28 protein-coding genes and 1 pseudogene are annotated in these 22,475 nt (G+C 62.5%); 17 read left to right on the top strand and 12 right to left on the bottom strand.

Features of this window, described 5'->3' with window-relative positions; genetic code table 11:
* The first annotated feature begins 54 nt into the window (after nt 1–54).
* From VEIS_RS10845 to VEIS_RS10825, 5 genes are all read left to right on the top strand, one after another.
* The gene (locus VEIS_RS10845; protein ID WP_011809975.1) at nt 55–1,464 is read left to right on the top strand and encodes a PTS galactitol transporter subunit IIC; all 1,410 of its coding nucleotides are present in this window, start codon (nt 55–57) and stop codon (nt 1,462–1,464) included.
* Nucleotides 1,465–1,540: 76 nt separating this feature from the next.
* Entirely contained in the window at nt 1,541–1,999 is a 459-nt protein-coding gene (locus VEIS_RS10840; protein ID WP_041949965.1) for a PTS sugar transporter subunit IIA, read from the top strand.
* A 15-nt stretch (nt 2,000–2,014) separates the two neighbouring features.
* Complete coding sequence (locus VEIS_RS10835) at nt 2,015–2,302, top strand: PTS sugar transporter subunit IIB (RefSeq protein ID WP_011809973.1); 288 nt, start codon at nt 2,015–2,017, stop codon at nt 2,300–2,302.
* 146 nt (nt 2,303–2,448) lie between these two features.
* Nucleotides 2,449–3,453: a PTS glucitol/sorbitol transporter subunit IIB gene (gene srlE, locus VEIS_RS10830; protein WP_011809972.1), complete on the top strand. Its 1,005-nt coding sequence runs from the start codon at nt 2,449–2,451 to the stop codon at nt 3,451–3,453.
* A 90-nt stretch (nt 3,454–3,543) separates the two neighbouring features.
* Nucleotides 3,544–3,921: a PTS glucitol/sorbitol transporter subunit IIA gene (locus VEIS_RS10825; protein ID WP_011809971.1), complete on the top strand. Its 378-nt coding sequence runs from the start codon at nt 3,544–3,546 to the stop codon at nt 3,919–3,921.
* A 140-nt stretch (nt 3,922–4,061) separates the two neighbouring features.
* Here the strand turns inward: VEIS_RS10825 and VEIS_RS10820 are convergent, their stop codons facing one another.
* The 4 genes from VEIS_RS10820 to VEIS_RS10810 all read right to left on the bottom strand — a co-directional run bounded on the left by VEIS_RS10820 (nt 4,062) and on the right by VEIS_RS10810 (nt 7,191).
* The gene (locus tag VEIS_RS10820; RefSeq protein ID WP_011809970.1) at nt 4,062–5,768 is read right to left on the bottom strand and encodes an acyl-CoA dehydrogenase family protein; all 1,707 of its coding nucleotides are present in this window, start codon (nt 5,766–5,768) and stop codon (nt 4,062–4,064) included.
* The gene (locus VEIS_RS27670) at nt 5,746–6,156 is read right to left on the bottom strand and encodes a hypothetical protein (RefSeq protein ID WP_011809969.1); all 411 of its coding nucleotides are present in this window, start codon (nt 6,154–6,156) and stop codon (nt 5,746–5,748) included. Before VEIS_RS27670 ends, VEIS_RS10820 begins: the two co-directional genes overlap by 23 nt.
* Nucleotides 6,066–6,359 carry a hypothetical protein gene (locus VEIS_RS28630; protein ID WP_083758606.1) on the bottom strand — a complete coding sequence of 98 codons (294 nt, stop codon included), beginning with the start codon at nt 6,357–6,359 and terminating at the stop codon, nt 6,066–6,068. The genes VEIS_RS27670 and VEIS_RS28630 overlap by 91 nt, the downstream gene beginning before the upstream one ends.
* A gap of 79 nt (nt 6,360–6,438) precedes the next feature.
* Nucleotides 6,439–7,191 (bottom strand): IclR family transcriptional regulator, encoded by a 753-nt coding sequence (locus tag VEIS_RS10810; protein ID WP_011809968.1) that lies wholly within the window; start codon nt 7,189–7,191, stop codon nt 6,439–6,441.
* 100 nt (nt 7,192–7,291) lie between these two features.
* Here VEIS_RS10810 and VEIS_RS10805 point away from each other — a divergent pair, with 100 nt between their 5' ends.
* Nucleotides 7,292–8,611, top strand: a complete 1,320-nt coding sequence (locus tag VEIS_RS10805) for an IS4 family transposase (protein ID WP_011809967.1) — start codon at nt 7,292–7,294, stop codon at nt 8,609–8,611.
* Between the two features lie 27 nt (nt 8,612–8,638).
* Nucleotides 8,639–8,836, top strand: coding sequence for a hypothetical protein (locus VEIS_RS28625; RefSeq protein WP_157048473.1), 198 nt, complete (start codon nt 8,639–8,641; stop codon nt 8,834–8,836).
* A 108-nt stretch (nt 8,837–8,944) separates the two neighbouring features.
* Here the strand turns inward: VEIS_RS28625 and VEIS_RS10800 are convergent, their stop codons facing one another.
* Complete coding sequence (locus VEIS_RS10800; protein WP_011808093.1) at nt 8,945–9,895, bottom strand: IS110 family RNA-guided transposase; 951 nt, start codon at nt 9,893–9,895, stop codon at nt 8,945–8,947.
* 230 nt (nt 9,896–10,125) lie between these two features.
* Here VEIS_RS10800 and VEIS_RS30480 point away from each other — a divergent pair, with 230 nt between their 5' ends.
* The 9 genes and pseudogenes from VEIS_RS30480 to VEIS_RS10765 all read left to right on the top strand — a co-directional run bounded on the left by VEIS_RS30480 (nt 10,126) and on the right by VEIS_RS10765 (nt 16,737).
* Nucleotides 10,126–11,277, top strand: a complete 1,152-nt coding sequence (locus tag VEIS_RS30480; protein ID WP_011809965.1) for a tripartite tricarboxylate transporter substrate binding protein — start codon at nt 10,126–10,128, stop codon at nt 11,275–11,277.
* A 20-nt stretch (nt 11,278–11,297) separates the two neighbouring features.
* Nucleotides 11,298–12,176, top strand: coding sequence for an SDR family oxidoreductase (locus tag VEIS_RS10790; protein WP_011809964.1), 879 nt, complete (start codon nt 11,298–11,300; stop codon nt 12,174–12,176).
* A 3-nt stretch (nt 12,177–12,179) separates the two neighbouring features.
* Entirely contained in the window at nt 12,180–13,328 is a 1,149-nt protein-coding gene (locus VEIS_RS10785) for an acyl-CoA dehydrogenase family protein (RefSeq protein WP_011809963.1), read from the top strand.
* Nucleotides 13,329–13,403: 75 nt separating this feature from the next.
* Nucleotides 13,404–13,676 (top strand): hypothetical protein, encoded by a 273-nt coding sequence (locus tag VEIS_RS28610; protein WP_011809962.1) that lies wholly within the window; start codon nt 13,404–13,406, stop codon nt 13,674–13,676.
* Nucleotides 13,677–13,705: 29 nt separating this feature from the next.
* Nucleotides 13,706–14,017, top strand: a pseudogene (locus VEIS_RS28605) (acyl-CoA dehydrogenase family protein); the annotation flags it as partial.
* Nucleotides 14,018–14,094: 77 nt separating this feature from the next.
* A complete protein-coding gene (locus VEIS_RS10770) occupies nt 14,095–14,922 on the top strand; it encodes an enoyl-CoA hydratase/isomerase family protein (protein ID WP_011809960.1) in 828 nt (275 codons plus the stop codon).
* A 65-nt stretch (nt 14,923–14,987) separates the two neighbouring features.
* A complete protein-coding gene (locus VEIS_RS31125; protein WP_265259640.1) occupies nt 14,988–15,119 on the top strand; it encodes a hypothetical protein in 132 nt (43 codons plus the stop codon).
* Nucleotides 15,119–15,502, top strand: a complete 384-nt coding sequence (locus VEIS_RS28600; RefSeq protein ID WP_157048472.1) for a hypothetical protein — start codon at nt 15,119–15,121, stop codon at nt 15,500–15,502. Before VEIS_RS31125 ends, VEIS_RS28600 begins: the two co-directional genes overlap by 1 nt.
* Nucleotides 15,503–15,516: 14 nt before the next feature.
* Complete coding sequence (locus VEIS_RS10765) at nt 15,517–16,737, top strand: CaiB/BaiF CoA transferase family protein (protein ID WP_011809959.1); 1,221 nt, start codon at nt 15,517–15,519, stop codon at nt 16,735–16,737.
* A gap of 144 nt (nt 16,738–16,881) precedes the next feature.
* On the opposite strand, the gene VEIS_RS28595 is transcribed toward VEIS_RS10765, so the two are convergent.
* The 5 genes from VEIS_RS28595 to VEIS_RS10755 form a co-directional block, all read right to left on the bottom strand.
* Nucleotides 16,882–17,253 (bottom strand): hypothetical protein, encoded by a 372-nt coding sequence (locus tag VEIS_RS28595; RefSeq protein ID WP_157048471.1) that lies wholly within the window; start codon nt 17,251–17,253, stop codon nt 16,882–16,884.
* Nucleotides 17,254–17,672: 419 nt separating this feature from the next.
* On the bottom strand, nt 17,673–18,149 hold the full coding sequence (locus VEIS_RS10760; RefSeq protein WP_011809957.1) for an SEL1-like repeat protein: 477 nt from the start codon (nt 18,147–18,149) through the stop codon (nt 17,673–17,675).
* Nucleotides 18,146–19,141 (bottom strand): tlde1 domain-containing protein, encoded by a 996-nt coding sequence (locus tag VEIS_RS31120; protein WP_011809956.1) that lies wholly within the window; start codon nt 19,139–19,141, stop codon nt 18,146–18,148. The genes VEIS_RS10760 and VEIS_RS31120 overlap by 4 nt, the downstream gene beginning before the upstream one ends.
* Before the next feature lie 76 nt (nt 19,142–19,217).
* The gene (locus tag VEIS_RS26020; RefSeq protein WP_011809955.1) at nt 19,218–19,973 is read right to left on the bottom strand and encodes a sulfite exporter TauE/SafE family protein; all 756 of its coding nucleotides are present in this window, start codon (nt 19,971–19,973) and stop codon (nt 19,218–19,220) included.
* Nucleotides 19,966–20,160, bottom strand: coding sequence for a hypothetical protein (locus VEIS_RS10755; protein ID WP_041949962.1), 195 nt, complete (start codon nt 20,158–20,160; stop codon nt 19,966–19,968). Before VEIS_RS10755 ends, VEIS_RS26020 begins: the two co-directional genes overlap by 8 nt.
* 254 nt (nt 20,161–20,414) lie before the next feature.
* Between VEIS_RS10755 and VEIS_RS31585 the strand changes: the two genes are divergently transcribed.
* A protein-coding gene (locus tag VEIS_RS31585; protein WP_408644568.1) for an IS630 family transposase occupies nt 20,415–21,351 on the top strand; the annotation gives its coding sequence in 2 pieces (ribosomal slippage) (nt 20,415–20,741 and nt 20,743–21,351; 936 coding nt in all).
* A gap of 81 nt (nt 21,352–21,432) precedes the next feature.
* Here the strand turns inward: VEIS_RS31585 and VEIS_RS31115 are convergent.
* Nucleotides 21,433–21,564: a hypothetical protein gene (locus VEIS_RS31115; RefSeq protein WP_265259639.1), complete on the bottom strand. Its 132-nt coding sequence runs from the start codon at nt 21,562–21,564 to the stop codon at nt 21,433–21,435.
* A gap of 79 nt (nt 21,565–21,643) precedes the next feature.
* Nucleotides 21,644–22,348 (bottom strand): monofunctional biosynthetic peptidoglycan transglycosylase, encoded by a 705-nt coding sequence (gene mtgA, locus VEIS_RS10745; RefSeq protein WP_041949961.1) that lies wholly within the window; start codon nt 22,346–22,348, stop codon nt 21,644–21,646.
* Between the last annotated feature and the right edge of the window lie 127 nt (nt 22,349–22,475).

Genomic DNA, 22,475 nt, shown 5'->3' with positions numbered 1-22,475 from the left:
ACTGGCTCGACCCTTCAGAGGGTGGGCACAGGAAAAAATGAAGGAGATCAGAGCATGTACGCCATCTTGACTGGAGTAAAAGCGGCAATAGACGCTTTGGGCCCGACGGTGCTGATGCCCATCGTGATCTTCCTCATTGCCGTCATCCTGGGCGCCCAGTGGGGCAAAGCCTTCCGCGCGGCCGTCACCATTGGTGTGGCTTTCATCGGCATCAACCTGGTGCTGGGTCTCATGTTCACGTCCATTGGGCAGGTGGCACAGGCCATGGTTACCAATACCGGCATCGAGCGCGATATCATCGATGTGGGTTGGCCTTCGGCGGCTGCCATCGCCTTTGGCTCTTCAGTGGGACTGTGGGTGATTCCGGTCGGCATTCTGGTGAATATCGTCTTCCTGCTCATGCGCTGGACACGCACGCTGAATGTGGATGTGTGGAATTTCTGGCATTTCGCCTTCGCCGGTTCACTGGTCGTAGCGGCAACCGACAATCTTGCCTACGGCATTGCTGTCGCGGCGGCCGTGGCGGCGCTTTCGCTGCTTTTCGCAGACTGGTCGGCGCGCGCGGTGCAGCAGTTTTACGGCGTGCCGGGCATTTCCGTCCCGCACCTCGCTTCGGCGCAGATTCTGCCCATTGCGATCGTGCTCAATTGGCTCATGGAGCGCATTCCGGGTGTCAAAAAGATCAATATCAGTACCGAAACCATCGAGCGCCGCTTCGGCGTTTTCGGAGAGCCGGTGGTGCTCGGCCTCATCCTCGGGCTGGTGCTCGGCCTCATCGCCTACTTCAATGCCGGAAAATGGGAAGTCGTGCTCGCCAAGGTCCTGGGCACTGGCGTCACGCTGGCCGCAGTCATGCTGCTCCTGCCGCGAATGGTGAAAATCCTGATGGAAGGTCTGCTGCCTGTTTCCGATGCGGCACAGGAGTTCGTTCGCAAGCGCACAGGATCGCGCCATTTGCTCGTCGGGCTCGATTCGGCCATTCTGATTGGCCATCCTGCGGCCATTTCATCGTCGCTGATTCTGGTGCCGATCGCCATCATCTTGTCGATCGTCTTGCCCGGCAATCATGTCATCCTGTTTGCCGATCTCGCGGTGATTCCCTTTATCGTCGCATTGACTGCGCCGCTCCTCAAAGGCAATGTTTTCCGCATGGTCGTGGTCGGCACCGTGACACTTGTCATCGGTTTTTATGTCGCGAACGCCCTTGCACCGCTCTTTACACATGCGGCTGTGGCATCGGGGTTCAAACTGCCGGCCGGAGCATTGCAGATCACTTCGGTGGTCGATGGTTTCCTGTGGGTACCCGGCCTCATTGTCTGGAGCGTCCAGTGGCTCGGCGCTGGCGGCATCGTTCTTCTCGTCGTGGCAATTGCCGCCCTTTTCTGGCTATACCGACGCCATTCCCCCGGCTGGGAACGGGCCGCAGGCGTTGACGACGAGCCGTTGGAACAGACTGCCACATGATCGCCGATCGTATGGTTGCAGGTATCGAGGATGGAATATGCATGCTGCGGCAAGGTTCATTCAAGGAGGGCGCGATATGAATAGTCTGATGGCAGTTCTGGCGCCGGAAGCGGTAGTATTTCAGAGCGCAGCGAAGACCAGCCAAGAGATCGTCCTGATACTTGCCCGAAAACTTGAACGGCTTGGCTATGTGAGGCCGAGTTTCGTCGATGCCGTGGCAGAGCGTGAAAGGACATTTCCAACCGGTCTGAAAATGCAAGGCGGGGGCAATGTCGCGCTTCCACATGCCGACCCTTGTCACGTTCTCAAGGCCGGGGTCGCGCTGGCGACACTCAAAGAATCCGTGGCGTTCGCCAATATGGAAGATCCCGGCGAGCGCGTTGGCGTCGATGTCGTTTTCCTGCTTGCCATCAATGATAAAGACCAGCAGATTGAAGCCTTGCAGACGATCATTGCAACGATTCAGGACGCGGCGGCGATGAGGGCCTTGAAGTGCGCCAGGACGCTGGCAGAAATCAAATCGGTGTTTGGATGATGGAGTGGAACGAAAATGACCAGGATCAAAACGATTCTATTTGTCTGCGGCACCGGCGTTGCAACGTCTACGGCAGTGAATGTGGCCGCGACGGAAGCCATGAAGCAAAGAGGCTTGACCTTCCATGCCCGGCAGGCGAAAGCCACCGAGGTTCCCTCGCTGGCCGACGATGTCGACTTCATCGTGGCAACGACGCCAATTTCCGGTTCCGTGACAAAGCCGGTGATCAAAGGACTTGCCTTTCTCACCGGCATCGGCAAAGACAAGATTCTCGACGAGATCGAGGCGGAACTACGAAAATAGCAGCGTGAAGGTGCTCCGCTTGCGATGATTTACCTCCGGGTTTTGCGGACACCCATTGCAACATTTTTGGGAAGAGTATCTCTGCGGGCAGCCGGCATATTCGACGCCCGCCAATACTGAATGACCATGCATTCCAGGAGACACAGATGCCAGATGACCATGCATTCCAATCCGTCAGGGTCGGCAGCGGCCCCGGCGGCTGGGGCGGCCCCTTGGTGATTACCCCGACCGCCGAGCGCAACAAGATCATGGCCGTCACCGGGGGCGAGATCCCGGAAGTCGCGCGCCAGCTCGCCGCGATGACGGGTGCAACGGTGGTGGACGGCTTTCGCGCCCCGCCGCCCGAAAGCGAAGTGGCCGCAGTCGTCGTGGATTGCGGCGGCACGGCGCGCTGCGGCGTGTACCCGCGCAAGAAGATTCCGACGATCAACCTGACCCCCGTCGGCAAGTCAGGCCCCTTGGCCGACTTCATCACCGAAGATATCTATGTGTCTGGTGTGACCTTGCAAACCTTGTCCTTGGCCCAGGGGCCGGGGCCTGCGTCTCCCGGCCCATCCGCAGCCTTTGCAGGTTCCCCTCCAGCCGTCCCGCTCCGGCCTGGTGTCGAGGATCGTCAAGGCGGACTGGTCGGCATGATCACATTCATCGGCCGCAGCATGGGCGGCGTGGTCAACGTGCTGTTCAACAGCGGGCGCAAGTCGATCGATCAGGTGCTGCGCAACGTGCTGCCGTTCATGGCTTTCGTGACGATGTTGATCGGCATCATCAACGCGACGGGCGTCGGCACCGTTCTGGCGCATCTGTTGGAGCCGCTTGCCGGCAACGTCTTTGGCCTGCTGGTGCTGTCGGCCATCTGCGGCCTGCCCTTTTTGTCGCCGATATTGGGCCCTGGCGCGGTGATCGCGCAGGTGATCGGTGCGGCCATCATCGGCCCGGCCATTGCCACTGGCACGATTCCTCCCGCGATGGCGCTGCCCGCCTTGTTTGCCTATGACACGCAGGTCGGCTGCGACTTTGTGCCGGTCGGCCTGGCGCTGGGCGAAGCCAAGCCGGACACCATCCGCGTGGGTGTCCCCGCCGTGCTGATCTCGCGTCAGATCATGGGGCCCGTTTCGGTGGCGATTGCCTGGGCCGCCAGTTTCATGCTCTGAATGCGTTCTGATGCCATTCCCAAATCGTTCGTGAACGCGAAACCGACAAGGTGCACGGATGATTTGGCAATGGAATGACAAGGAGGCCCCGTGATTTATTACTCGACCACCGTGACCGGGATCGGCGCAGAAGTTCCTGACCTGCTCGATGGCGGCGTGCTGATTTTGTACGCCGACGGCGCGCCGCCAGCGCTCGCCGAGATTTCGGTCCAGCATCGTGTGGACGGCGCCGTCCCGGCGCTGGCGCCACCCGTTGGCGCGTCGATCTTCGTCGGCGACCTGTCCACGCGCGTCAGCGCGGTGGGGTCGACGGCCTGGAGCAAGGTGCGCGAGTTGGGCCATGTGGTGCTGAACTTCAATGGCGCTCGCCTGGCCGAGCGGCCAGGCGAGATCTGCGTCGAGCCGTGCGACCTGATGGCGGTGCGCCGCCAGATGCGCTCCGGCAACACGATACGGATCACTGACTGATCCCTTCCAGAACGGCGTGGCGCGCCAGAGCGCGGCGCGTCCGGCAGGCCATCGCGCCGGTGCTCGACGGACCGTGCCCGCCACTGGCTCGCCATCTGCGGTGTAACGCGCTGGCGCGCCGCAACCACCTCGTTACTTCGTCAATCAGCCACTCCCGCCCGACGCATGATCTGCTGTGCCGCAGCCTGGGTGACGGGCGCGGCCAGCGTCCCGTAGTGCGAACCCCAGGAACCGCCCGGACTGCGCGTGCCCAGGAACACATCCGCCACCTCGCGAGAGCTGTGACGGATGAGTTCGGCGCCTTGCAGCACACGCGCCACGGCCTCGGTCATGGGGCGCGCCAGGAATTCGTCTTTCACTGCCTCGTGCACCAGCCGCTTGGTGTGCCGGACCTGCACATCGAAGCGCGCGTCCTGGTTGGCCAGCGGCTGCAACTCGTCGAACAGGGCCTCGACCGTCCGGGGGTCTTTGGTCATGGCGCGGCGCACGTCCATGCACATCATGTTGGCCGTGCCTTCCCATACGCTATTGAGCGGCGCTTCGCGGTACAGACGGGCCATCGGATTTTCTTCGATGAAGCCGTTGCCGCCATGGCACTGCAAGGCCTCATAGGCGATGGACGGCGCGCGCGAGCAGTTGAAGAACTTGGCGGCGGGAGTGGCGATGCGGGCCAGCAGCTTTTCGTGCTCGCTGCATGCCATCAGGTCGGTGGCCTTGGCAACGCGCAGCGCCATCAGCGTGGCGGCTTCGACTTCCACGGCCATGTCCGCCAGCACATTGCTCATCATCGGGCGGTCGGCCAAGGGCGTGCCGAAGGCGCTGCGGGTCGTGGTGTGTCGCAGTGCCAGGGTGAGCGCCTGGCGCATCAGGCCCGCCGAGCCGACCGCGAAATCCAGGCGCGTCAGGTGCGCATGCGACAGGATTTCGCGGATGCCGCGGCCCTCTTCTCCGACACGAATGGCCAGGGTGCCGGCGTACTCCACCTCGCTGGACGCATTGGACTCGTTGCCCGCCTTGTCCTTGAGGCGCTGCACGAAGAAGCGGTTGTAACTGCCATCGGGCAAGGTGCGCGGCAGGAAGAAGCAGGTCACGCCGCCATTGACCTTGGCGAGCGTGAAGAATCCGTCGGACTGCGGCACGGAGCAAAACCACTTGTGGCCAGTCAGTTCGTACCAGTGCGCCATCGCCCCGTGGTAGTCGCCCGAATGCGAAAAGCGCGCCGTGGTCCGGGTCTGGCGCAGATCCGAGCCGCCCTGCTTCTCGGTCATTGCATAGCCGATCACCACGGCGGGCTTGTCGCCGACTTCGCGGCGGCTGAACTCGTAGGTCGTGCCTTTGGACTTTTCCTTCCAGATCGCAAGCGCTGGCTCGGCCTCGAAGCCGGCATGGGATGCGTAGGCCATGCCGGTGGGGCAGGCGGTTCCCTGTTCCACCTGGTTCCAGAGGTAGGACAGCACGGCGCGCGCGAAGTGGCCGCCCTTTTCGGTGGTGCGCCACGTCAGGTTGGGCACTTCGTGCTGCCACGCCAGCGACATCAGTGCGTGCCAGCTTGGATGGAACTCCACCCAGTCGATGCGGTTGCCGAAACGGTCGTGCGTCTTGAGTTCAGGCGTGTGGCGGTTGGCCAGGCGCGCCAGCTCTTGCACGTTTTCGTCGCCGACCACGGCGCCAAGCGCTGCGCAGCGGGAAGCCGCCCACGGGGCTTCGCGCTCGATGGCCGAGCGCAATACGGCGTCCCCGCCAAAGGCGTCGTACCCGCTGGCGGGCTGGGCCTGGTTGGCAACCTGGTGCGTGCTGTAACGGTCTGTGGACACCGCGAGGAGGTCAGGGGTCAGGGGCTTGTTCATGCGCGTCTTTCGTGAAAGTCTTTGAAGCGTGGCCCCGATGGATCGCTCTCCACGCTGGCGCAAGCCAGCCGGGCGACTCGATCAGCCAGCGCGGCCACGTCGTGTGCTGGCAGTCATCCGTGTCCTCGTGCTGCTGACGGCTCGCGGGCGGCCCTTCCATGAACCCGCCCGCGATGACGGTGGCGGCAATGTGGGGCTGCCTGTCGTCCCGCATTTCGCCCGCCGGCCGGCCCGCAGCGACGATGGCGCGGATCGCCCCGCCGATGGTAGCGCGGCAAGCCAGCCGGGTCAGCCGGGTCAGCCGGGCTTGGTCGATTTCCTTGTCGCATGGTTCGGCGGCGTAGGCCAGCCGTGGGGTGCGCAGGGCGCGCTTGGCGGAGGTCGCCACGGCGGCATGCAGCCGACATGTTCCGCAACGCGGAACGGCGCTAGTGTCGTGTCACCGATCAGATGTCGTAGGCTGCGCGCAGCCATCGGAGCGCAGCGCAAGGCGCATCGCTTGCCCATACCGAGCTGTATTGGCAAGCGATGCAACGCCGCGATGCGCTTCGATGGCCAGCGCAGACCGACAGATGATCGGTGACGCGACACCAGGGCCGGTCAGCGCATCGGGCCTGGCCGGGTTGACGCCAGGCCCGCATGGATCGACGGCGCGCTGGCGTCGGCAGCGTCAAAGCCGCGCCAGTTCCTGGCGTAGCAGCGCCGCCAATGCCGGTCCGCGCGAGCGGGGGATGCGCGCAGTGGGCGCGACGAAGCCCAGCGCCGCGTCGCCGCACGAGCCCAGCGCAAAGCGCAGGCCGACGCCGCTCAGCCCCTGGGCCGTGATCTGGGCGTAGCCTTGCTCGCGCGTCTGGGCGATCCAGCGCTGCAGCTTGGGCCGCGTCAGACGGTGCTCCTGGTACTCGCCGGCATGGCGCGCGTAATGCGCTGCGATGGCTGCGTCTTCCATGCGCGCCAGCAGCGTGAAGCTCGGCACTCCCAGGCCCAGCAGCCGCAGGCTGCCCACGGTCTTGGCAAAGGAGCACACCGGGCGCGGCCCTTCTTCCAGGTGCAGGCAGTGGCTGTAGTCGCCCGAGCGGGCCACCAGGAACACCGGCTCGCCGGCGCGCCGGGCCAGAGCCTTCATCACGGGCCGGCACTGCTCGATCAGCGGCGGGCGCTGCAACGCAGCCAGGCCCAGCGCCATGGCCTCATTGCCCAGCCGGTAGGCGGCCGCCCCGGGTTCGCGTTGGAGCAGCCCGGCCGTCACCAGCGCAGACACGAGCCGATAGACCGTGGTGCGCTCCAGGCCCGAGGTCTGGACCAGTTGGCACAGCGGCAGGCCATCGGCATGGCGCGCTGCCACCAGGCGCAGCAGCGCCAGCGCGCGATCGACACTTTGCGTACCGCGCTTCGGGGCCGGCAGACGAGACGCAGACACCATGCGGGCCATGATACTTGGCTTGCCTGCGACCCGGGTCAGGCCATCCGATTGCACACATCTTGAAGATTCGGCGGTAAGCTGTTGATTTTTCGAAGAGAAGATGGAACGGATGAGCTGGGCACAAGAGGAGTTCGCGGACCTGGACCTGGGCGACAAGCGCCTGAACCGGCGGCAGGTGAAACTGGCCGAGACCTTCAGCCGGCAGCCCACACCCAGCATCCCGGCTGCCTGCGGGGGCTGGGGCGACACCCGCGGTGCCTACCGCTTCTTTGCGCACGAGGACATTGACTGGCAGGACATCCTCAAGCCGCACTGGCAGGCCAGCGCCCAGCGCATGGCCGAGCACCCGGTGGTGCTGTGCCTGCAGGACACGACGGAGCTGGACTTCAACGGCCAGGGCATTGCCGGGCTGGGCCGGCTGAGCTACGACGCGCAGCGCGGGATGTACCTGCATCCGACCTACGCGATCACGCCCGATCGCGAACCGCTGGGCGTGATCGATGCGTGGATGTGGGCGCGTTCGGCCAAGAAGGGGCAGGCTGCGAGCGATGAGGTGCTGGAGAGCACGCGCTGGATCGAAGGCTACGAGCGCATCGCCGAGCAGGCGGCCAGCCTGCCTGGAACCCGGCTGGTCTATGTGGCCGACCGCGAAAGCGACCTGCTGGCGCTGATGCGCCGCGCTGCCGAATTGGGCCATCCGGCCGACTGGCTGGTGCGCGCCAAGCACAACCGGGTTCTGCCCGAAGACGGCAAGCTGTGGGCCACAGTGACAAGCGGCCACCCTCTGGGCCAGATCGTCTTCACCCACGCGCCGCGCGGCCAGCGCGCCCGGCGGGTGCACCAGACGGTGTGGGCCAAGTCGGTGCGGCTGGCCCAGGGCGTCACCGTGACCTGTGTGATCGCTCGCGAAGAACACCCGCCGAGCGGCGTCAAACCCATCGAATGGCGCTTGCTGAGCAACCGCCCAGCCGGCGACTTGCAGGCAGCCACGCAGTTGATCGAGTGGTACCGCGCCCGCTGGGAGATCGAACTGTTCTTTCACGTCGTCAAGAACGGCTGCCGGATCGAGGCACTGCAATTGAGCCGCATCGAGCGGCTCGAGCGCGCCATCGCCCTGTACCTGGTGATAGCCTGGCGCATCGCGCGCTTGATGCGCCTGGGGCGCAATGGCCCGGATCTACCCGCCGAACTGTTCTTCGAGCCCGACGAATGGCGCGGCGTGCACTTCCTGCTCAAAAAGCCCATCCCCAAGCAGGCGCCGCGCCTGAACACCGTCATCCGGATGGTTGCCACGCTGGGCGGCTTTCTGGGGCGCAAGTGCGATGGCGAGCCCGGCGTGAAGACGTTATGGATCGGCATGCAGCGCGTGGCCGACTTCGCTGCCGGACTGGACTACGCCAGGGAAATCCAGGCGCTGTGAGATGTGTGCAATCGGATGGGGTCAGGCATGGCGCGCCGGAGCAACCCGAACGGCCTGGTGTCGCGTCACCGATCAGATGTCGTAGGCTGCGCGCAGCCATCGGAGCGCAGCGCAAGGCGCATCGCTTGCCCATACCGAGCTGTATTGGCAAGCGATGCAACGCCGCGATGCGCTTCGATGGCCAGCGCAGACCGACAGATGATCGGTGACGCGACACCAGGGTAAACACCAGGATGTGCACATCGTGCACATTTCGTCAGCGAGTGTTTGCGCCGGACCGGCGGCTCGATTGCAATCCGTCACCAACGTCAGCAACCATCTTGAATGACAAAGTCAAACCGCTTCAGCAAGCTCGTTGCGCCAAGGCGACTTGGTGCGAGCGATGGCGTTCAAGATGACCAACAACTTGTGCATGCAGGCGACCAGAGCGACCTTTTTGGGCTTGCCGGCGGCCAGCAGCCTTGCATAGAAGGCTTTGAGCACGGGATTGAAGCGCGTGCCTACCAAGGCGGCCACGAACAGCACGCGGCGCACGTCGGCGCGACCACCGAAGATGTGGCGCTGCCCACGCAGCGTGCCCGAGTCCCGATTGATGGGGGCCAAGCCCACCAGCGAGGTGATCTGCTTGCGATTGAGCTGGCCCAACTCGGGCAGTTGCGCCAGCAGCGTGCTGGCCGTGGTGGGACCCACGCCCTTGACCGAGGTCAGCAAGGCCGCCAGATCGGCGTGGTGTGCCAGGACATGCTCCTTGAGCTGCCCGTCCAGGTCGTTGAGTTGCTCGGCAATGGTAGCCATGATCCGCAGGATGCTGGGCTTGGCCTTGGGATGTGCCAGGGCCAGTCGCTGGCGTTCGGCCACCAGCATGGCCACGAGTTGGCGGCGGCGCACCACCAGGGCGGTCAACTCGCGCTGCTGCTCGTCGGCCAGCATGCGCGGCTCGTGACCCTGGGCGTCCAGCAAGGCTGCAAAGCCGCGCAGCGCCTGCGCATCGATGCGATCGGTCTTGGCCAGTTTGCCCATGCAGCGGGCAAAGTCGCGTGCTTGGCGCGGATTGATCACCGACACACGCAAGCCTGCCGCGGACAAGGCAAGCGCCAGGTCCTGCTCGTAGCCGCCAGTGGCCTCCAGCAGCACCAGGCGCGGCGACAGCGGCGCCAGCAGTTGGCACAACTGGGCATGCCCGGCCTCATCGTTGCCAAGACTGAAGGTCTGTGCTTGACCAGTGGTGGCCACCTCGAAGGTGCGCTTGGCCACGTCGATACCTACATAAACGGGTTCACTCATACAAGTCCTGTGGCTCCCAGCCTTATGAATACGAAATGTGTTCGGTCAACCATTCGGGATGCGGCAGAACAAACAGACCACCACCGTGCGCCCTGGGCTGAAATTCGAGCTCGGGCTCGCAGGAGACACAGGCTGCACGGTGGTGAGTCAACCAGTTCAGCAATCAAGGCTGGCAACCACGCCTTGACCACTGAAGTTTGAATGATCTGAAAGATATAAGGAGACATGCCATGCCATCGATCCCGCGCCGGCGCCTGGTCCGCTGCCTTGCGGCGAGCGCCATGCTCGCGGCTGCCGCTGCCTGGGGCCGCGCGTCGGACTTTCCCGCGCGCCCCGTCACCCTGTTGGTGCCGTTTTCGGCCGGCGGCGCCACCGACGGCATCGTGCGCCACCTCGCCGACCTGGCGGGCCGCGCGTTGGGCCAGCCGGTGATCGTGGACAACAAGCCCGGCGCCGGCGGCGTGCTGGGCGCCAACCAACTGGTGCACAGCGCGCCCGATGGCTACACGCTGTCGATCTTGCCCGAGACCGTGTTCCGTCTGCCGCATTTGCAGAAAATGCAGTTCGACCCGCTGCGCGATTTCAGCTACGTGATCCACCTGTCAGGCTATGCGCTGTGCATCGCCACGCGCCGCGATGCGCCGTGGACAGACTGGGCCGCCGTGGTGGCCGATGCGAAGGCGCGCCCCGGCCAGATCAGTTACGGCACCACGGGCATGAACAGCACCATGCATCTGACCGTCGAGAAAATGGCCCAGCTCTCGGGTATCGAACTCAACCATGTGCCGTACAAGGGCGAGTCCGAGATCATCGCGGCGCTGATGGGCGGCCACATCGACCTGGGCATCACCGCCGGGTCGATCGTCCCGCTGGTCGACGATGGCAAGGCCCGCGTGCTGGTGTCGCGCCACCGATCAGATGTCGTAGGCTGCGCGCAGCCATCGGAGCGTAGCGCAAGGCGCATCGCGCAGCCAATACCGAGCGTATTGGCAAGCGATGCAACGCCGCGATACGCTTCGATGGCCAGCGCAGACCGACAGATGATCGGTGACGCGACACCAGTGCTGTGGACCGCCCGGCGCGTCCCGCGCTGGCCCGATGTGCCGACGCTGCGCGACATAGGGCTGGACATGGTGGCCACCTCGCCGTTCGGCATTGCCGGCCCCAGGAATCTGCCACCCGCCGTGGTCAAAACGCTGCACGATGCGTTTCGCAAGGCGCTGGATGCGCCGGTCACGCAAGCCCTGCTGGAGCGCCTGAACCAGGAAAGCGCCTACCTCGACAGCGCCGCTTACGCCGCCTTCGCCCGCGAACGCTTCGAGGCGGCGCGCAGGCAGGTCGCGCGCATGAGTCCGTCGCCCGGTCAGACGCGCCATCAGTAAAGGAAGTAAAGGAGGCCCGCATGCATTACCGTTCCGTCTTTCGACCCCGGCTCTTCGAGGGCCAAGTGATCGTCATCACCGGCGGGGGCAGCGGCATCGGCCGCTGCACCGCGCACGAGTTGGCCAGCCTCGGCGCCCGGTTGGCGCTGGCGGGCCGCACCGGCGCCAAGCTCCAGGCGGTGCAGGCGGAGATCGCCGCTGCGGCACCCGGGGCCGCCGAGCATGTCAGCACCCATGTCTGCGACATCCGCGACGAAGACGCCGTGCGCGACACGGTGGGCGCCGTGCTGGCGCGGCATGGCCGCATCGACGGCCTGTTCAACAACGCCGGCGGGCAGTTTCCCGCCCCTTTGCGCGCCATCAGCCGCAAGGGCTGGGAAGCGGTGCTGCGCAACAACCTGACCGGCGGCTTTCTGATGGCCCGCGAATGCTTCACGCAATGGATGGAAATGCACGGCGGCGCCATCGTCAACATCATTGCCGACATGTGGGGCGGCATGCCCGGGATGGGCCACTCGGGCGCGGCGCGCGCGGGCATGTTGTCGTTCACCGAAACCGCCGCCTGCGAATGGGCCGCAGCGGGCGTGCGTGTCAACGCGGTGGCGCCGGGCTGGATCGCTTCGAGCGGGCTGGAGACCTATGACGCGGCTTTCCGGGAACGCATCAAGGCGCTGCGCCGCAAGGTGCCGATGCAGCGCCTGGGCACCGAGGCCGAGGTGGCGGCGGCCGTGTGCTTTTTGCTGTCGGAGGCGGCCGCCTTCATCACCGGCTCGACCCTGCGTGTGGACGGCGGCGTGCCGAACGCGCGCCACACCTGGGCGCTGCCCGAGCACCGCAACTCGCGGCCGTACAACGGCTTTGCGCTCTACCAGAGCCCGGCTTTTCTGGACCAGCCCTGAACCATGCTGCAAGCACCGAACCCCCGCTACTACAGCGCCGGGCACGAGTCCTTTCGTACCACCGTGCGCCGCTTTTTCGACACCGAGGTCGCCCCCCATGCCGACCAATGGGACGAGGCCGGGAGCTTTCCGCGCGCGCTGTACCACAAGGCGGCGCAGGCCGGCCTGTTGCAGCCGGGTTTTCCGCAGGACTACGGCGGCGTGCCCTGCGATGCGTTCTTTCGCATGATCTTGTGCGAGGAGCGCGCCTGGGGCGGCTCCGGCGGTGTCGCCTCCGGCCTGTTTTCCCACACCATCGGCGCGCCGCCGATCGCCGTGGCCGGCAGCCAGGCGCTCAAGGCCCGTGTGCTGCCCGGCATTCTTTCGGGCCAGAAAATCTCGGCGCTGGCCATCACCGAGCCATCGTGCGGCTCCGACGTGGCGCAACTGACGACCACGGCGCGGCGCGCGGGCGCGTTCTACATCGTCAACGGCGGCAAGACTTTCATCACCTGCGGCATGCGGGCGGACTACTTGACCGTCGCCGTGCGCACCGGCGGGCCGGGGGCCGGCGGCATCTCGCTGCTGCTGGTCGATGGCGACACGCCCGGTCTGGCGCGCAGCCCGCTCAAGAAGATGGGCTGGTGGGCTTGCGATACCGCCGAGCTGTTCTTCCAGGACTGCCGCGTTCCGGCCGCCAACCTCATCGGCGCGCAAGACCAGGGCTTTGGCGTGCTGATGCACAACTTCACGCAAGAGCGCCTGGCCCTGGCGGCGGCGGCGTGCGGCTACGCGCGCGTGTGCCTGCACGACGCGCTCGAATGGGCGCGCCAGCGCCACACCTTCGGCCAGCCATTGGCGCAGCACCAGGTGATTCGCCACAAACTGGTGGACATGGCCACGCGCATCGAGGCCACGCGGACGCTGCTCGACGATGTGGCGGCACGGCTCGACGATGGCCAGTCGCCCGTGGCGCAGATCGCGATGGCGAAGAACTTCGCGGCGCAGACCTTCCAGTTCTGCGCCGACCAGGCGGTGCAGATCCTGGGCGGCATGGGCTTGATGCGTGGCACGCGCGTCGAGCGCCTGTACCGCGAAGCCAAGATCATGGCGATCGGCGGCGGCGCGCAAGAAGTGATGAAGGAGTTGATCGCCAAGCGGCTGGGCATCTGATGGCTTGGCTGCGCGCACCCATCCGCTGCGGCACGGCCCATCGCTGCCGCGCGCACTCATGGCGAAATTTCTGTCATGACCCCATTCGAATCACGTCTGCATCCGGATTCCGGGTCCTTTCAGGCGCACTTTCAGGCGCAGCGCACGGGCATGCTTGCGCTGATCGACGGGTTGCGTGCGCCGGGGCAGCGCGTGATCGACGCTTCGGCGCGCGCGGCTGCCCGCTTCGCACGGCGCGGCGCACTGCTGCCCGCGACACGCGCCGTGCCGGCCCCCGTGCTGGCGACCATGCGCGAAGCCCGGGCACGCACACCCCATGCGGTGCGGTTCGGCGTGGCGCGCTTTTGAGAGCCTCTTTGGACTCTTTGGAGATGGCCATGCGCTACCCCCGCGAACACCATGAACCGACGGCCAGCATCCGCCGCTTCATCGCGGCCGGGATCGACCCCTTCGTCGACGAGTGGGGGGCCGACGCGATATTCCCTGCGCACGAACCGCTCAAGAAGATGGGCCGACCCGGCTTCCCGGGCAGCACCCCACCCGAGGAATACGGCGGCATGGGGCTTGATTTTTCCTATGCGCTGGCCGCTGCCGAGGCCATCGGCTCGGCGCGTGCGCAGGGCGTCGGCATGGGCGTCGGCATGGGCGTCGTCGTGCAGTCGAACAAGGCCACGGCGGCGCTCGCGGCCGCTTGTCCGACACCGCCAACGCCACCGACACTTCCAACACGCGCTGAAAAGCACCCCTGCCACTGCACGCCACGGCCATGAACCACGACCACTTCCAGCATCTCCTCGTCCGGCGCGGACACGATGTGTTGTTCGCCACCCTGAACCACCCCGAAACACGCAACGCGCTCGCGCCCGGGATGGTCGCCGAGCTCGCGCAGGTGGTGGGCTGGGCCGAGTCCGACGCCGCCGTGCGCGCGCTGGTGCTGCGCGGCGCGCAAGGCTTCTTCTGCGCGGGCGGCGACGTTGGCAGTTTCCAGGCGCGCTGCGAGGCCCAAGCCGGCGCGCAAGACCCCGTGGCGGCGCGCAACCGCGAGTTCGGCCATTTCATGCAGCGGCTGAGCGCGCTGCCCGTGCCGGTGATCGCTGCGGTGGAAGGCGCAGCGATCGGCGGCGGCATGGGGCTGGCCTGCGCGTGCGACCTCGTGCTGGCCACCGCCGACGCGAAGTTCGCGCTGAGCGAAACCTCGCTGGGCCTCATCCCCGCGCAGATCGCGCCCTTCGTCGTGGCACGGCTGGGCCTGCGCACCGCGCAGCGGCTGGGCCTGTTCGGCGAGCGCGTGAGCGGCCCGACGGCCGTGGCGCTGGGCTTGGTCGATGAACTCGCAGCCGACAGCGGCACGCTCGATGCGCTGCTGGCGCAGTGGCTCACGCGCCTGTGCGCCTGCGCACCGGGCGCCAACCGCGTGCTCAAGCCCCTGCTGCGTCGCTGCGGCCAGGAAAACCAAGGCGCGCTGCTCGACGACGCGGCCCGCCTGTTTGCCGCCTGCATGCGCAGCGAAGGCGCCCAAGGCATTGCGGCGCTGCGCGAAAAGCGCCCCGCCGCCTGGCGATGCAGCTTTGACGTCCAGGCGCTTCGCCCCTGAAAGAAGCAGGCCCATGACCATGACCTGCTGCTACCGTTGCCCAACAGATCCGCCCCTTTCATGCCGTGCTTGTCGCCCACTGCGGCGCGCTCGCCATCCGCGTGATCGCCCGGCGCCCGGAATGCGTGCCACACCTGCCCGCCCAACCCACACCCGAACGTGTGCGGGTCTATTTCACGCACCTGGCGCAAGGCTAGTGTCGCGTCACCGATCATCTGTCGGTCTGCGCTGGCCATCGAAGCGCATCGCGGCGTTGCATCGCTTGCCAATACGCTCGGTATTGGCTGCGCGATGCGCCTTGCGCTGCGCTCCGATGGCTGCGCGCAGCCTACGACATCTGATCGGTGACGCGACACTAGGTCGAGCGCTTCGAGGCGCCCGGGCTGCACGCGCTCGACTTCGTGCTGCGCGGTGCGCTGGGGGTGGCGGAGTTTGCGGCTTGCGCTCGGACCCACCGGGCAAGTCCCTCGCCCAAAGGCCGATCGGCCTGGATATCGAGGTGCCGCAACGCTGGCCAATCCACCGCGCCGTGCCTGTTCCCGGGGCGGGGGCTGGCATGATCGAGACCATCGGCATCTGACAGGAGCAAACGACATGGATTCCATTTTTGACGGCATCAAGGTGCTGGACCTGACCCGGGTGATTGCCGGGCCTCTGTGCACGCAGATCCTGGCCGACATGGGCGCTACGGTCTACAAGATCGAAAAACCCGGCGAGGGTGACGACACGCGGCGCATGGGGCCTTTCTTGCCCGACCCCGGGCATGGCGGCCCCAGCAACGAATCGGCGCTCTACCTGGCCTACAACCGGAGCAAGCATTCGATCACCCTGGACATCGCCACGCCCGAAGGAGCAGCGCTGGCGCAGGACCTGGCCGCGCGCTGCGATGTGGTGGTGGAAAACTACAAGGTCGGAACCCTGGGCAAGTATGGGCTCGATGAAGCCAGCATCCGCAAGCGCCGACCGGACATCATCTACTGCTCGGTCACCGGATTCGGGCAAAGCGGGCCCTATGCCGCGCGGCCGGCCTACGACTTCGTCCTGCAAGGCATGGCCGGCGTAATGAGCACCTGCGGCCAGCCCGACGGTGCGCCAGGCGCCGAGCCGATGCGCACGGCCATTCCGATCGCCGACATAGTGACCGGGCTCTACGCCGCGATCGGCGTGGTCAGCGCGCTCTACCATCGCCGCGCGACCGGCCAAGGCCAGCATCTGGATGCGGCGATGCTGGACGCATCGGTGGCGCTCAACGGCCACCTGGCCATCGGCTACCTGATGACGGGCGTCGTGCCTGCGCGCGCAGGCAACACCAACTCGGTCGTCTCACCCTCGGAGGTGCTGGCCTGCGCGGACGGACAACTGATCGTGGCGGTGGGCAACAACGGCCAGTTCCAGGCCCTCTGCCGCGTGCTCGGACAGCCGCACTGGGTCAACGACGAACGCTTTCGCAGCAACGCATTGCGCGTGGCCCACCGCCAGGCACTGCGCGACCTGCTGGTGCCGTTGCTGGCAACGCGCTCCCGCTCCGGGTTGTTGGCAGAGTTTGAGCAGGCCGGCGTCCCCTGCGGGCCGATCAATGACATGGCGGGCGTTTTCGACGATCCGCAAACCCGCCATCGTGAACTCGCACTCCGGCTTGCACACAGCCGTGGCGTCCACGTGCCGGCCGTGCGCAGCCCGCTGCGCTTTTCCGCGACCCCGGTACGGCACAGGGCCTCACCGATGCTCGGAGAGCACAGCGCCCAAGTGCTCGCCACAGAGCTCGGTCTGGATCAGGGCCAATTGCAGGCGCTGCGCGAGCGGGCCATCATCTGATCCCATTTCTGAATCGTTCGCGAAGGCGCAGCGCAGACGGCACAAATGTGCGGCAAGCGAAGCCGGCAAAGTGCACGGATGATTCAGGAATGGAATCAGCGGCGGGCATGTCATCACCATCCCACTTCAGGTATCCCGGATTCGTCATCCTCGTAGAAACACGCCCGGATAGAGATCATACAATATGGATCCCAGCATAGCCACCACCATGTAACTCGACGTGCAAATCAACAAAGGCACCAAATTCACCGGAAATGTCAGCGCAAACAACAAGACCAATGGAAGGAACTGCGACTCGACCCTTTCATAGGGCACAGCATCAGACCATGATAACCATGCAAGCCACGCTGATCCGGCACTGGCGGTAATGTACAGCACCCGAGTCCACCACCTGCGCATTCGCGGCCACCCCAGCCGGTTGCAAAGTAAACGTGGCACAAACACAAACCACTGCCAGTACCCGATTGCAGTGAACGAAATCCACAGTACGAACAAATAAACAAAAAAATCACTCATCTCGTCAACCCTGTTTGGGGATGCCAATGGTGCCATTCGCGTATATCGAATGAACACTCAAATTCACCGGGGTAATCATCAAAACTTGAAATCGGATGCCGGTGCTGCTTTCAACTCACATCCGAATCGCGCCCCATTCGACAGCGAGACTTCCGGAACACAAAACACCTGTGCCAGCCTGCGCAGCGCAGGTTGCCGAAGCATATCTACAGAGCAGGCCACTACCGGGGCGGCCTGCCGTCTTATTTGGTACATCCGCAGTCACTCCCTGAAGAGGCTGCGTCCCATGCTGCCTTTCCGATGACAACCCGGTCATGGATAGCGCCGGTAAGGGACTGAGCGCTTCCGCCTTGATCAGATTGCAAGATGTCATGAACAGACCCAGTCCATCAGCGGCACCTTTGCCAATCTGCCGGCCTTTATCGTGTGTTCCCCTTGCCTGAGCGTGCGGCAAGCATGGCAATAGCCTCTTCGTTGCCACCTTTGGCCGCCAACTGTAACCATTTCTCACTTTCCGCCGGATCAGCGGCGAGGCCCAGACGTCCCTCTGCATAGGCCCGGGCAACATTCAGTTCGCGCAATGCAGCCAGATCAACACCATCTTCATTAAACGGCCAAGGACCACATCGCCGAAACCAGTAAATAGCATTGGCGTCATTTTTCGGTACGCCGTACTTGCCTTCAACGTACATCCAACCGACGAGGAGCTGTGCGGTTTTAATACCCAGGTAGGCGAGCGGTTTCAGATTTTCCAATGCAGCAATGCGCTTTTCCGATTTTTCTGCCGATATTCCCACCATCAGCTGATGATTCTTCAATATCTGCAAACTCGTTCCCATGACAAGGAAAACGGCAACAATCAGTGCCAAGCGAAATAACTGTAGCAACTTCCTCATGGCACTACTGTCAAGGTATTACTACCGTTTTCCCGATTCAGCAGATCATTAACGGCGCGATACTGTTCCATCGTGTCGGGAATTGTTTTGTCAGTCGTAATGCATCCCAGAGAATTTCCGCCAGGATGCAACTGAAATCCACATCGTTTATAAAAGACACAACATTTCCAGCCAGCAATTTTCGGATTCGGCTCAAGACGCCAGAAACCTTTCTTTTCTGGTCGGTCGTCCCGATTCATATTGTAGTTACCAGGAACAATTGGCCCGGAATCGGTATCATCCACGCAATTTATGTTGTTGATGCAGTCGTCCTTTCCAGACCACACACCATTCGGACCAAGTGTCAAAGGATCACCGCCATTATTCGGCACACATCTCAATGTATGTGCAGATACTGAATATGTGCAGACTGCCAATCCGAGTGGATCAATACGGCTTAACGGATTTCCCCCTACATAAGCATAAGCATTCATGCCTCCAGCCAACCCGATCGGGTCCTTTTGAATATATCTCCCGCTTTCATGATTCTTGCCTGAGCGTGCGGCAAGCATGGCAATAGCCTCTTTGTTGCCACCTTTGGCCGCCAACTGTAACCATTTCTCACTTTCCGCCGGATCAGCGTCGAGGCCCGGACGTCCCTCTGCATAGGCCCGGGCAACATCCAGTTCGCTCAATGCAGCCGGATCAACACCATCTTCATCAAAAAGCGGCCAAGGACCACGTCGCCGAAACCAGTAAATAGCATTGGCGTCATTTTTCGGTACGCCGTACTTGCCTTCAACGTACATCCAACCGACGAGGTCCTGTGCAGTTTTAATACCCAGGTAGGCGAGCGGTTTCAGATTTTCCAATGCAGCAATGCGCTCTTCCGATTTTTCTGCCGAAATTCCCACCATCAGCTGATAATTCTTCAATATATGCAAACTTATTCCCACGACAAGGAAAACGGCAACAATCAGTGCCAAGCGAAATAACTGTAGCAACTTCCTCATGGCACTACTGTCATCTCATTTATATCTAACCTATTGTTGTCCATTTGCATTCCTTGATGAGTAGCGTACAAAACAATTAGCCATTAATGTAATGGCTTATTAAAAACAGCCCAGAAAACAAAGTCACTACATTTATCAACCGGATAAATTGCTCGCGCGTCAGTCTTATTGTAATATGTCTTCCGATGAGCACACCGCACAACATGGCGGGAGCGAGTATCAGAGTCAGCATTAACAAGTGAACATCTCCATAGATGCCGGCTAATCCAAACAAAATTACCCTAGTTAAGGTGCTAATGCCTATCAATGTGGTTTGAGTCATTCGTAGATTCTCATTTTTTTCGATGCGGCCGGATAGATAAATGGCATAAATAAAACCTCCGCTGCCAAATAGCGCACTGAACACCCCGCCTATTATACCGAATGGAATTGCCGCACGAGGTTGAAATTTCTTCTTTGGACTCAAACCGCTGAGAGAATAAAGAGAAGATGCTACTACAAATATGCCCAATCCTAGAAGTAATATATCAGGTCGAGATTTAAGAAGAATGGCGGATCCGATTAAACTGCCAACCATCATCAGTGGAATTAATCGTTTCAGTTCATCTACATCTGCCTTGCGGCCATCACGAAGGATGTTATTTAGTGCGGCAATCATGTCCATCAATGCCAACAAAGGAACTATTTTCGACACCGGAATGAAAATAGCCAAGACTGGAGTGGCAATCAGGGCAGTGCCGAAACCGACCATGCCAAAAACAACATACGCAACAGTGACTACTAAAAAAATTAAGATTAGCTGTTGCCATGTCATATTAAAAATCTCATGCATAAGTCAGGTACTCCTCATCAAGCAACGTTTGCTGGTTTTGCGCAGCCCCATCCATGATAGCAATGATGCGTCCATGATCCATATCTGCGTTTGCATGTTCACTAGTCTCAAGAAAAGTTTTGAATTCACGGGGGAAATAAACGTGGTCGTACAAGACTGTGGGGATGTGGTCGAAGGCTGGCGCCATGGACAACTCTGCGAGTTGTCCATGGCGTCGGTCGGTGCGCGTAGCGCATCGTCCACATGTCACAGCCTGGGCTCGACCCGGTTGGTTTAGCGGGGGGCGTGCAGCCCGATGTCTCCTTGTTTCTTCGATGAGGCAGTGTAGCCACTCTATGTAACTTGTGAAAGAATTATTTTTTCATGTGACTAGAGCATATTTGACTTAAAACCAAACAATTCATGATATGATGCGGCGTCTTTTTTCTGAAGGAGTATGCAATGCAAGCGTATTCGCAGGATTTGCGAGATAGGGTGCTGAAGGCGATAGAACAAGGAGATCGTCCTACCGATATTGCCAAGCGTTTTGAAGTCAGTCGAGTATGGGTGTACCAAGTCAAGACGCGTCTTGAAGAAGGTATTCGACATAGTTTCCAGATTGGCGGGCATCGGAAATCTTGCCTTGCTCCAGTGGAGCCTATGTTGCGGGAATGGATTAAAGACAGAGCGGATTTGACACTGCGCGAGATGTGCGAACGGCTGGCCGAGCATGGGATAACGATCAAAGCCCCAGCCCTATGGCACCAACTGAATAAATGGGGTTTGAGCTTTAAAAAAAACTCTGCACGCCAGCGAGCAAGAGCGTAAGGATGTGCAAGCGGATCGGGTTGCATGGAAGGAAAGCCAGCCAGCACTTGACGCAACAAAGCTTGTGTTCCTTGATGAGACGGGCACATCCACCAACATGACCCGCACACGAGGCCGTTCGCCGAAGGGACAGCGTTGCATAGCCAGTGTTCCACATGGTCACCGGAAAATCACCACCTTCATTGCCGGCTTGCGGGTAAACGCCGTGACCGCCCCAATGGTCTTGGATGGCCCTATGGATGGCGAAGCATTCCTGGCCTATATACAGCAATTTCTGTGTCCTACGCTGCACCCTGGTGATATCGTGATCGCTGATAATTTGTCCAGCCATAAAGTCTCTGGTGTGCGTGAGGCCATTGAGGGGGTTGGTGCAACATTGCGTTATCTTCCGCCTTGCTCACCAGATTTGAACCCTATCGAAAAATTCTTTTCCAAACTGAAAGCCCTGCTCAGGCAAGCTGAACAGCGTACTGTCGATGGACTTTGGAATACCATCGGGCACCTGCTTGATTGTTTTACACCACAGGAATTGTCCAACTACTTTTCATCTTCTGGATATGTTTCTACTTAAATCAAAAATGCTCTAATTGTTTTTTCTGGTGACGGCTCGGTTCCCCGAGTCCACCCCCGCCAGGGGTGCCCATGCGCAGGATCAGGGCGGATCGAGCACCTCGAACCTTGCATGGCTGACCCGGGTTTCCGTGTGCGAGCCAGACTTCAGCGTGGCCTGCACCGTCCACACATACTTGCCCGGTAGCTCGGGGGCCAGGATGATGCTGGGCAAGGTGGTGGATGTGCTGGTGCTGTTCGGGCCGAACAACGGTGTTTCCAGGCGCTGCCCAGATTTGCGCGGGCACTTCTGTTCAGGGCAGTTGCGCGCTGTCCATCCGCGCCACGATCGCGCGCGTGCGCCGGGCCAGATACGCCGACGCCGGCGCTTTCTCGAAGCGCTTGGGCGCGGGCAGCATCACGGCCAGCCGGGCGGCCTCGGCGGGGGTGAGTTGGCGCGCGCTTTTGCCAAAGTAATGCTGCGCTGCGGCTTGCGCGCCAAACACGCCTTCGCCCCATTCCACGCTGTTGAGGTAGATCTCCAGGATGCGCCGCTTGCTGAGCAACTGTTCTAGCAGCAGCGCCAGCAGCAATTCCTGCCCCTTGCGCAACATGCTGCGCTCGCCAGAGAGCAGCAGGTTCTTGGCCAACTGCTGGGTGATGGTGGAGCCGCCACGGATGCCGGGCGCGCGGCTGTGCGCCTGCCGGGCGGCCTTGGCATTGCGCTCCCAAGCCTGCCCGATGGCGTTCCATTGCACGCCGTCATGCAGGACGAAGCCGTCGTCTTCGGCCGCGATCACTGCGCGTTTGAGCGGCTCTGACAGCTCAGCGTAGGGCACCCATTGCTGGCGCCAGCGCAACCGGCCCGTGCCGGCGATCTGCGCCCAGGCCTCGGAGCGCTGAAACGTGCTCGACTCGGGATCGATCACCGCCATGGCGGCAATGCGCAGCGCAAAAAACAGTTGCAGCGCCGCCAAGGCCAGCACCAGCAGGGCCAGCCAGCGCATCAGGGCTTTCATCGGACGGCTGGTCCATCCTGGCCAGGAAGCGGCGCGCACTCGGGCGGGCATGGTGCTGCCAGGCGTTGCCGGGCCACAGTCGCGGCAAAGGCCATGGTGAGGGTTACGGCAAGGGCCACGGCAGAAA

It is taken from the genome of Verminephrobacter eiseniae EF01-2, assembly GCF_000015565.1.
Classification (GTDB): Bacteria; Pseudomonadota; Gammaproteobacteria; order Burkholderiales; family Burkholderiaceae_C; genus Acidovorax; species Acidovorax eiseniae.
This window is presented reverse-complemented; position numbering and strand designations above follow the sequence as displayed.

Coding starts and splice junctions, on each gene's coding strand:
- VEIS_RS10845 (WP_011809975.1), top strand. CDS start 55: ATGTACGCCATCTTGACTGGAGTAAAAGCGGCAATAGACGCTTTGGGC.
- VEIS_RS10840 (WP_041949965.1), top strand. CDS start 1,541: ATGAATAGTCTGATGGCAGTTCTGGCGCCGGAAGCGGTAGTATTTCAG.
- VEIS_RS10835 (WP_011809973.1), top strand. CDS start 2,015: ATGACCAGGATCAAAACGATTCTATTTGTCTGCGGCACCGGCGTTGCA.
- srlE (WP_011809972.1), top strand. CDS start 2,449: ATGCCAGATGACCATGCATTCCAATCCGTCAGGGTCGGCAGCGGCCCC.
- VEIS_RS10820 (WP_011809970.1), bottom strand. CDS start 5,768: ATGAACAAGCCCCTGACCCCTGACCTCCTCGCGGTGTCCACAGACCGT.
- VEIS_RS10810 (WP_011809968.1), bottom strand. CDS start 7,191: ATGGTGTCTGCGTCTCGTCTGCCGGCCCCGAAGCGCGGTACGCAAAGT.
- VEIS_RS10805 (WP_011809967.1), top strand. CDS start 7,292: ATGGAACGGATGAGCTGGGCACAAGAGGAGTTCGCGGACCTGGACCTG.
- VEIS_RS28625 (WP_157048473.1), top strand. CDS start 8,639: ATGGCGCGCCGGAGCAACCCGAACGGCCTGGTGTCGCGTCACCGATCA.
- VEIS_RS10800 (WP_011808093.1), bottom strand. CDS start 9,895: ATGAGTGAACCCGTTTATGTAGGTATCGACGTGGCCAAGCGCACCTTC.
- VEIS_RS30480 (WP_011809965.1), top strand. CDS start 10,126: ATGCCATCGATCCCGCGCCGGCGCCTGGTCCGCTGCCTTGCGGCGAGC.
- VEIS_RS10790 (WP_011809964.1), top strand. CDS start 11,298: ATGCATTACCGTTCCGTCTTTCGACCCCGGCTCTTCGAGGGCCAAGTG.
- VEIS_RS10785 (WP_011809963.1), top strand. CDS start 12,180: ATGCTGCAAGCACCGAACCCCCGCTACTACAGCGCCGGGCACGAGTCC.
- VEIS_RS28610 (WP_011809962.1), top strand. CDS start 13,404: ATGACCCCATTCGAATCACGTCTGCATCCGGATTCCGGGTCCTTTCAG.
- VEIS_RS10770 (WP_011809960.1), top strand. CDS start 14,095: ATGAACCACGACCACTTCCAGCATCTCCTCGTCCGGCGCGGACACGAT.
- VEIS_RS10765 (WP_011809959.1), top strand. CDS start 15,517: ATGGATTCCATTTTTGACGGCATCAAGGTGCTGGACCTGACCCGGGTG.
- VEIS_RS28595 (WP_157048471.1), bottom strand. CDS start 17,253: ATGAGTGATTTTTTTGTTTATTTGTTCGTACTGTGGATTTCGTTCACT.
- VEIS_RS10760 (WP_011809957.1), bottom strand. CDS start 18,149: ATGAGGAAGTTGCTACAGTTATTTCGCTTGGCACTGATTGTTGCCGTT.
- VEIS_RS31120 (WP_011809956.1), bottom strand. CDS start 19,141: ATGAGGAAGTTGCTACAGTTATTTCGCTTGGCACTGATTGTTGCCGTT.
- VEIS_RS26020 (WP_011809955.1), bottom strand. CDS start 19,973: ATGCATGAGATTTTTAATATGACATGGCAACAGCTAATCTTAATTTTT.
- VEIS_RS10755 (WP_041949962.1), bottom strand. CDS start 20,160: ATGGCGCCAGCCTTCGACCACATCCCCACAGTCTTGTACGACCACGTT.
- mtgA (WP_041949961.1), bottom strand. CDS start 22,348: ATGAAAGCCCTGATGCGCTGGCTGGCCCTGCTGGTGCTGGCCTTGGCG.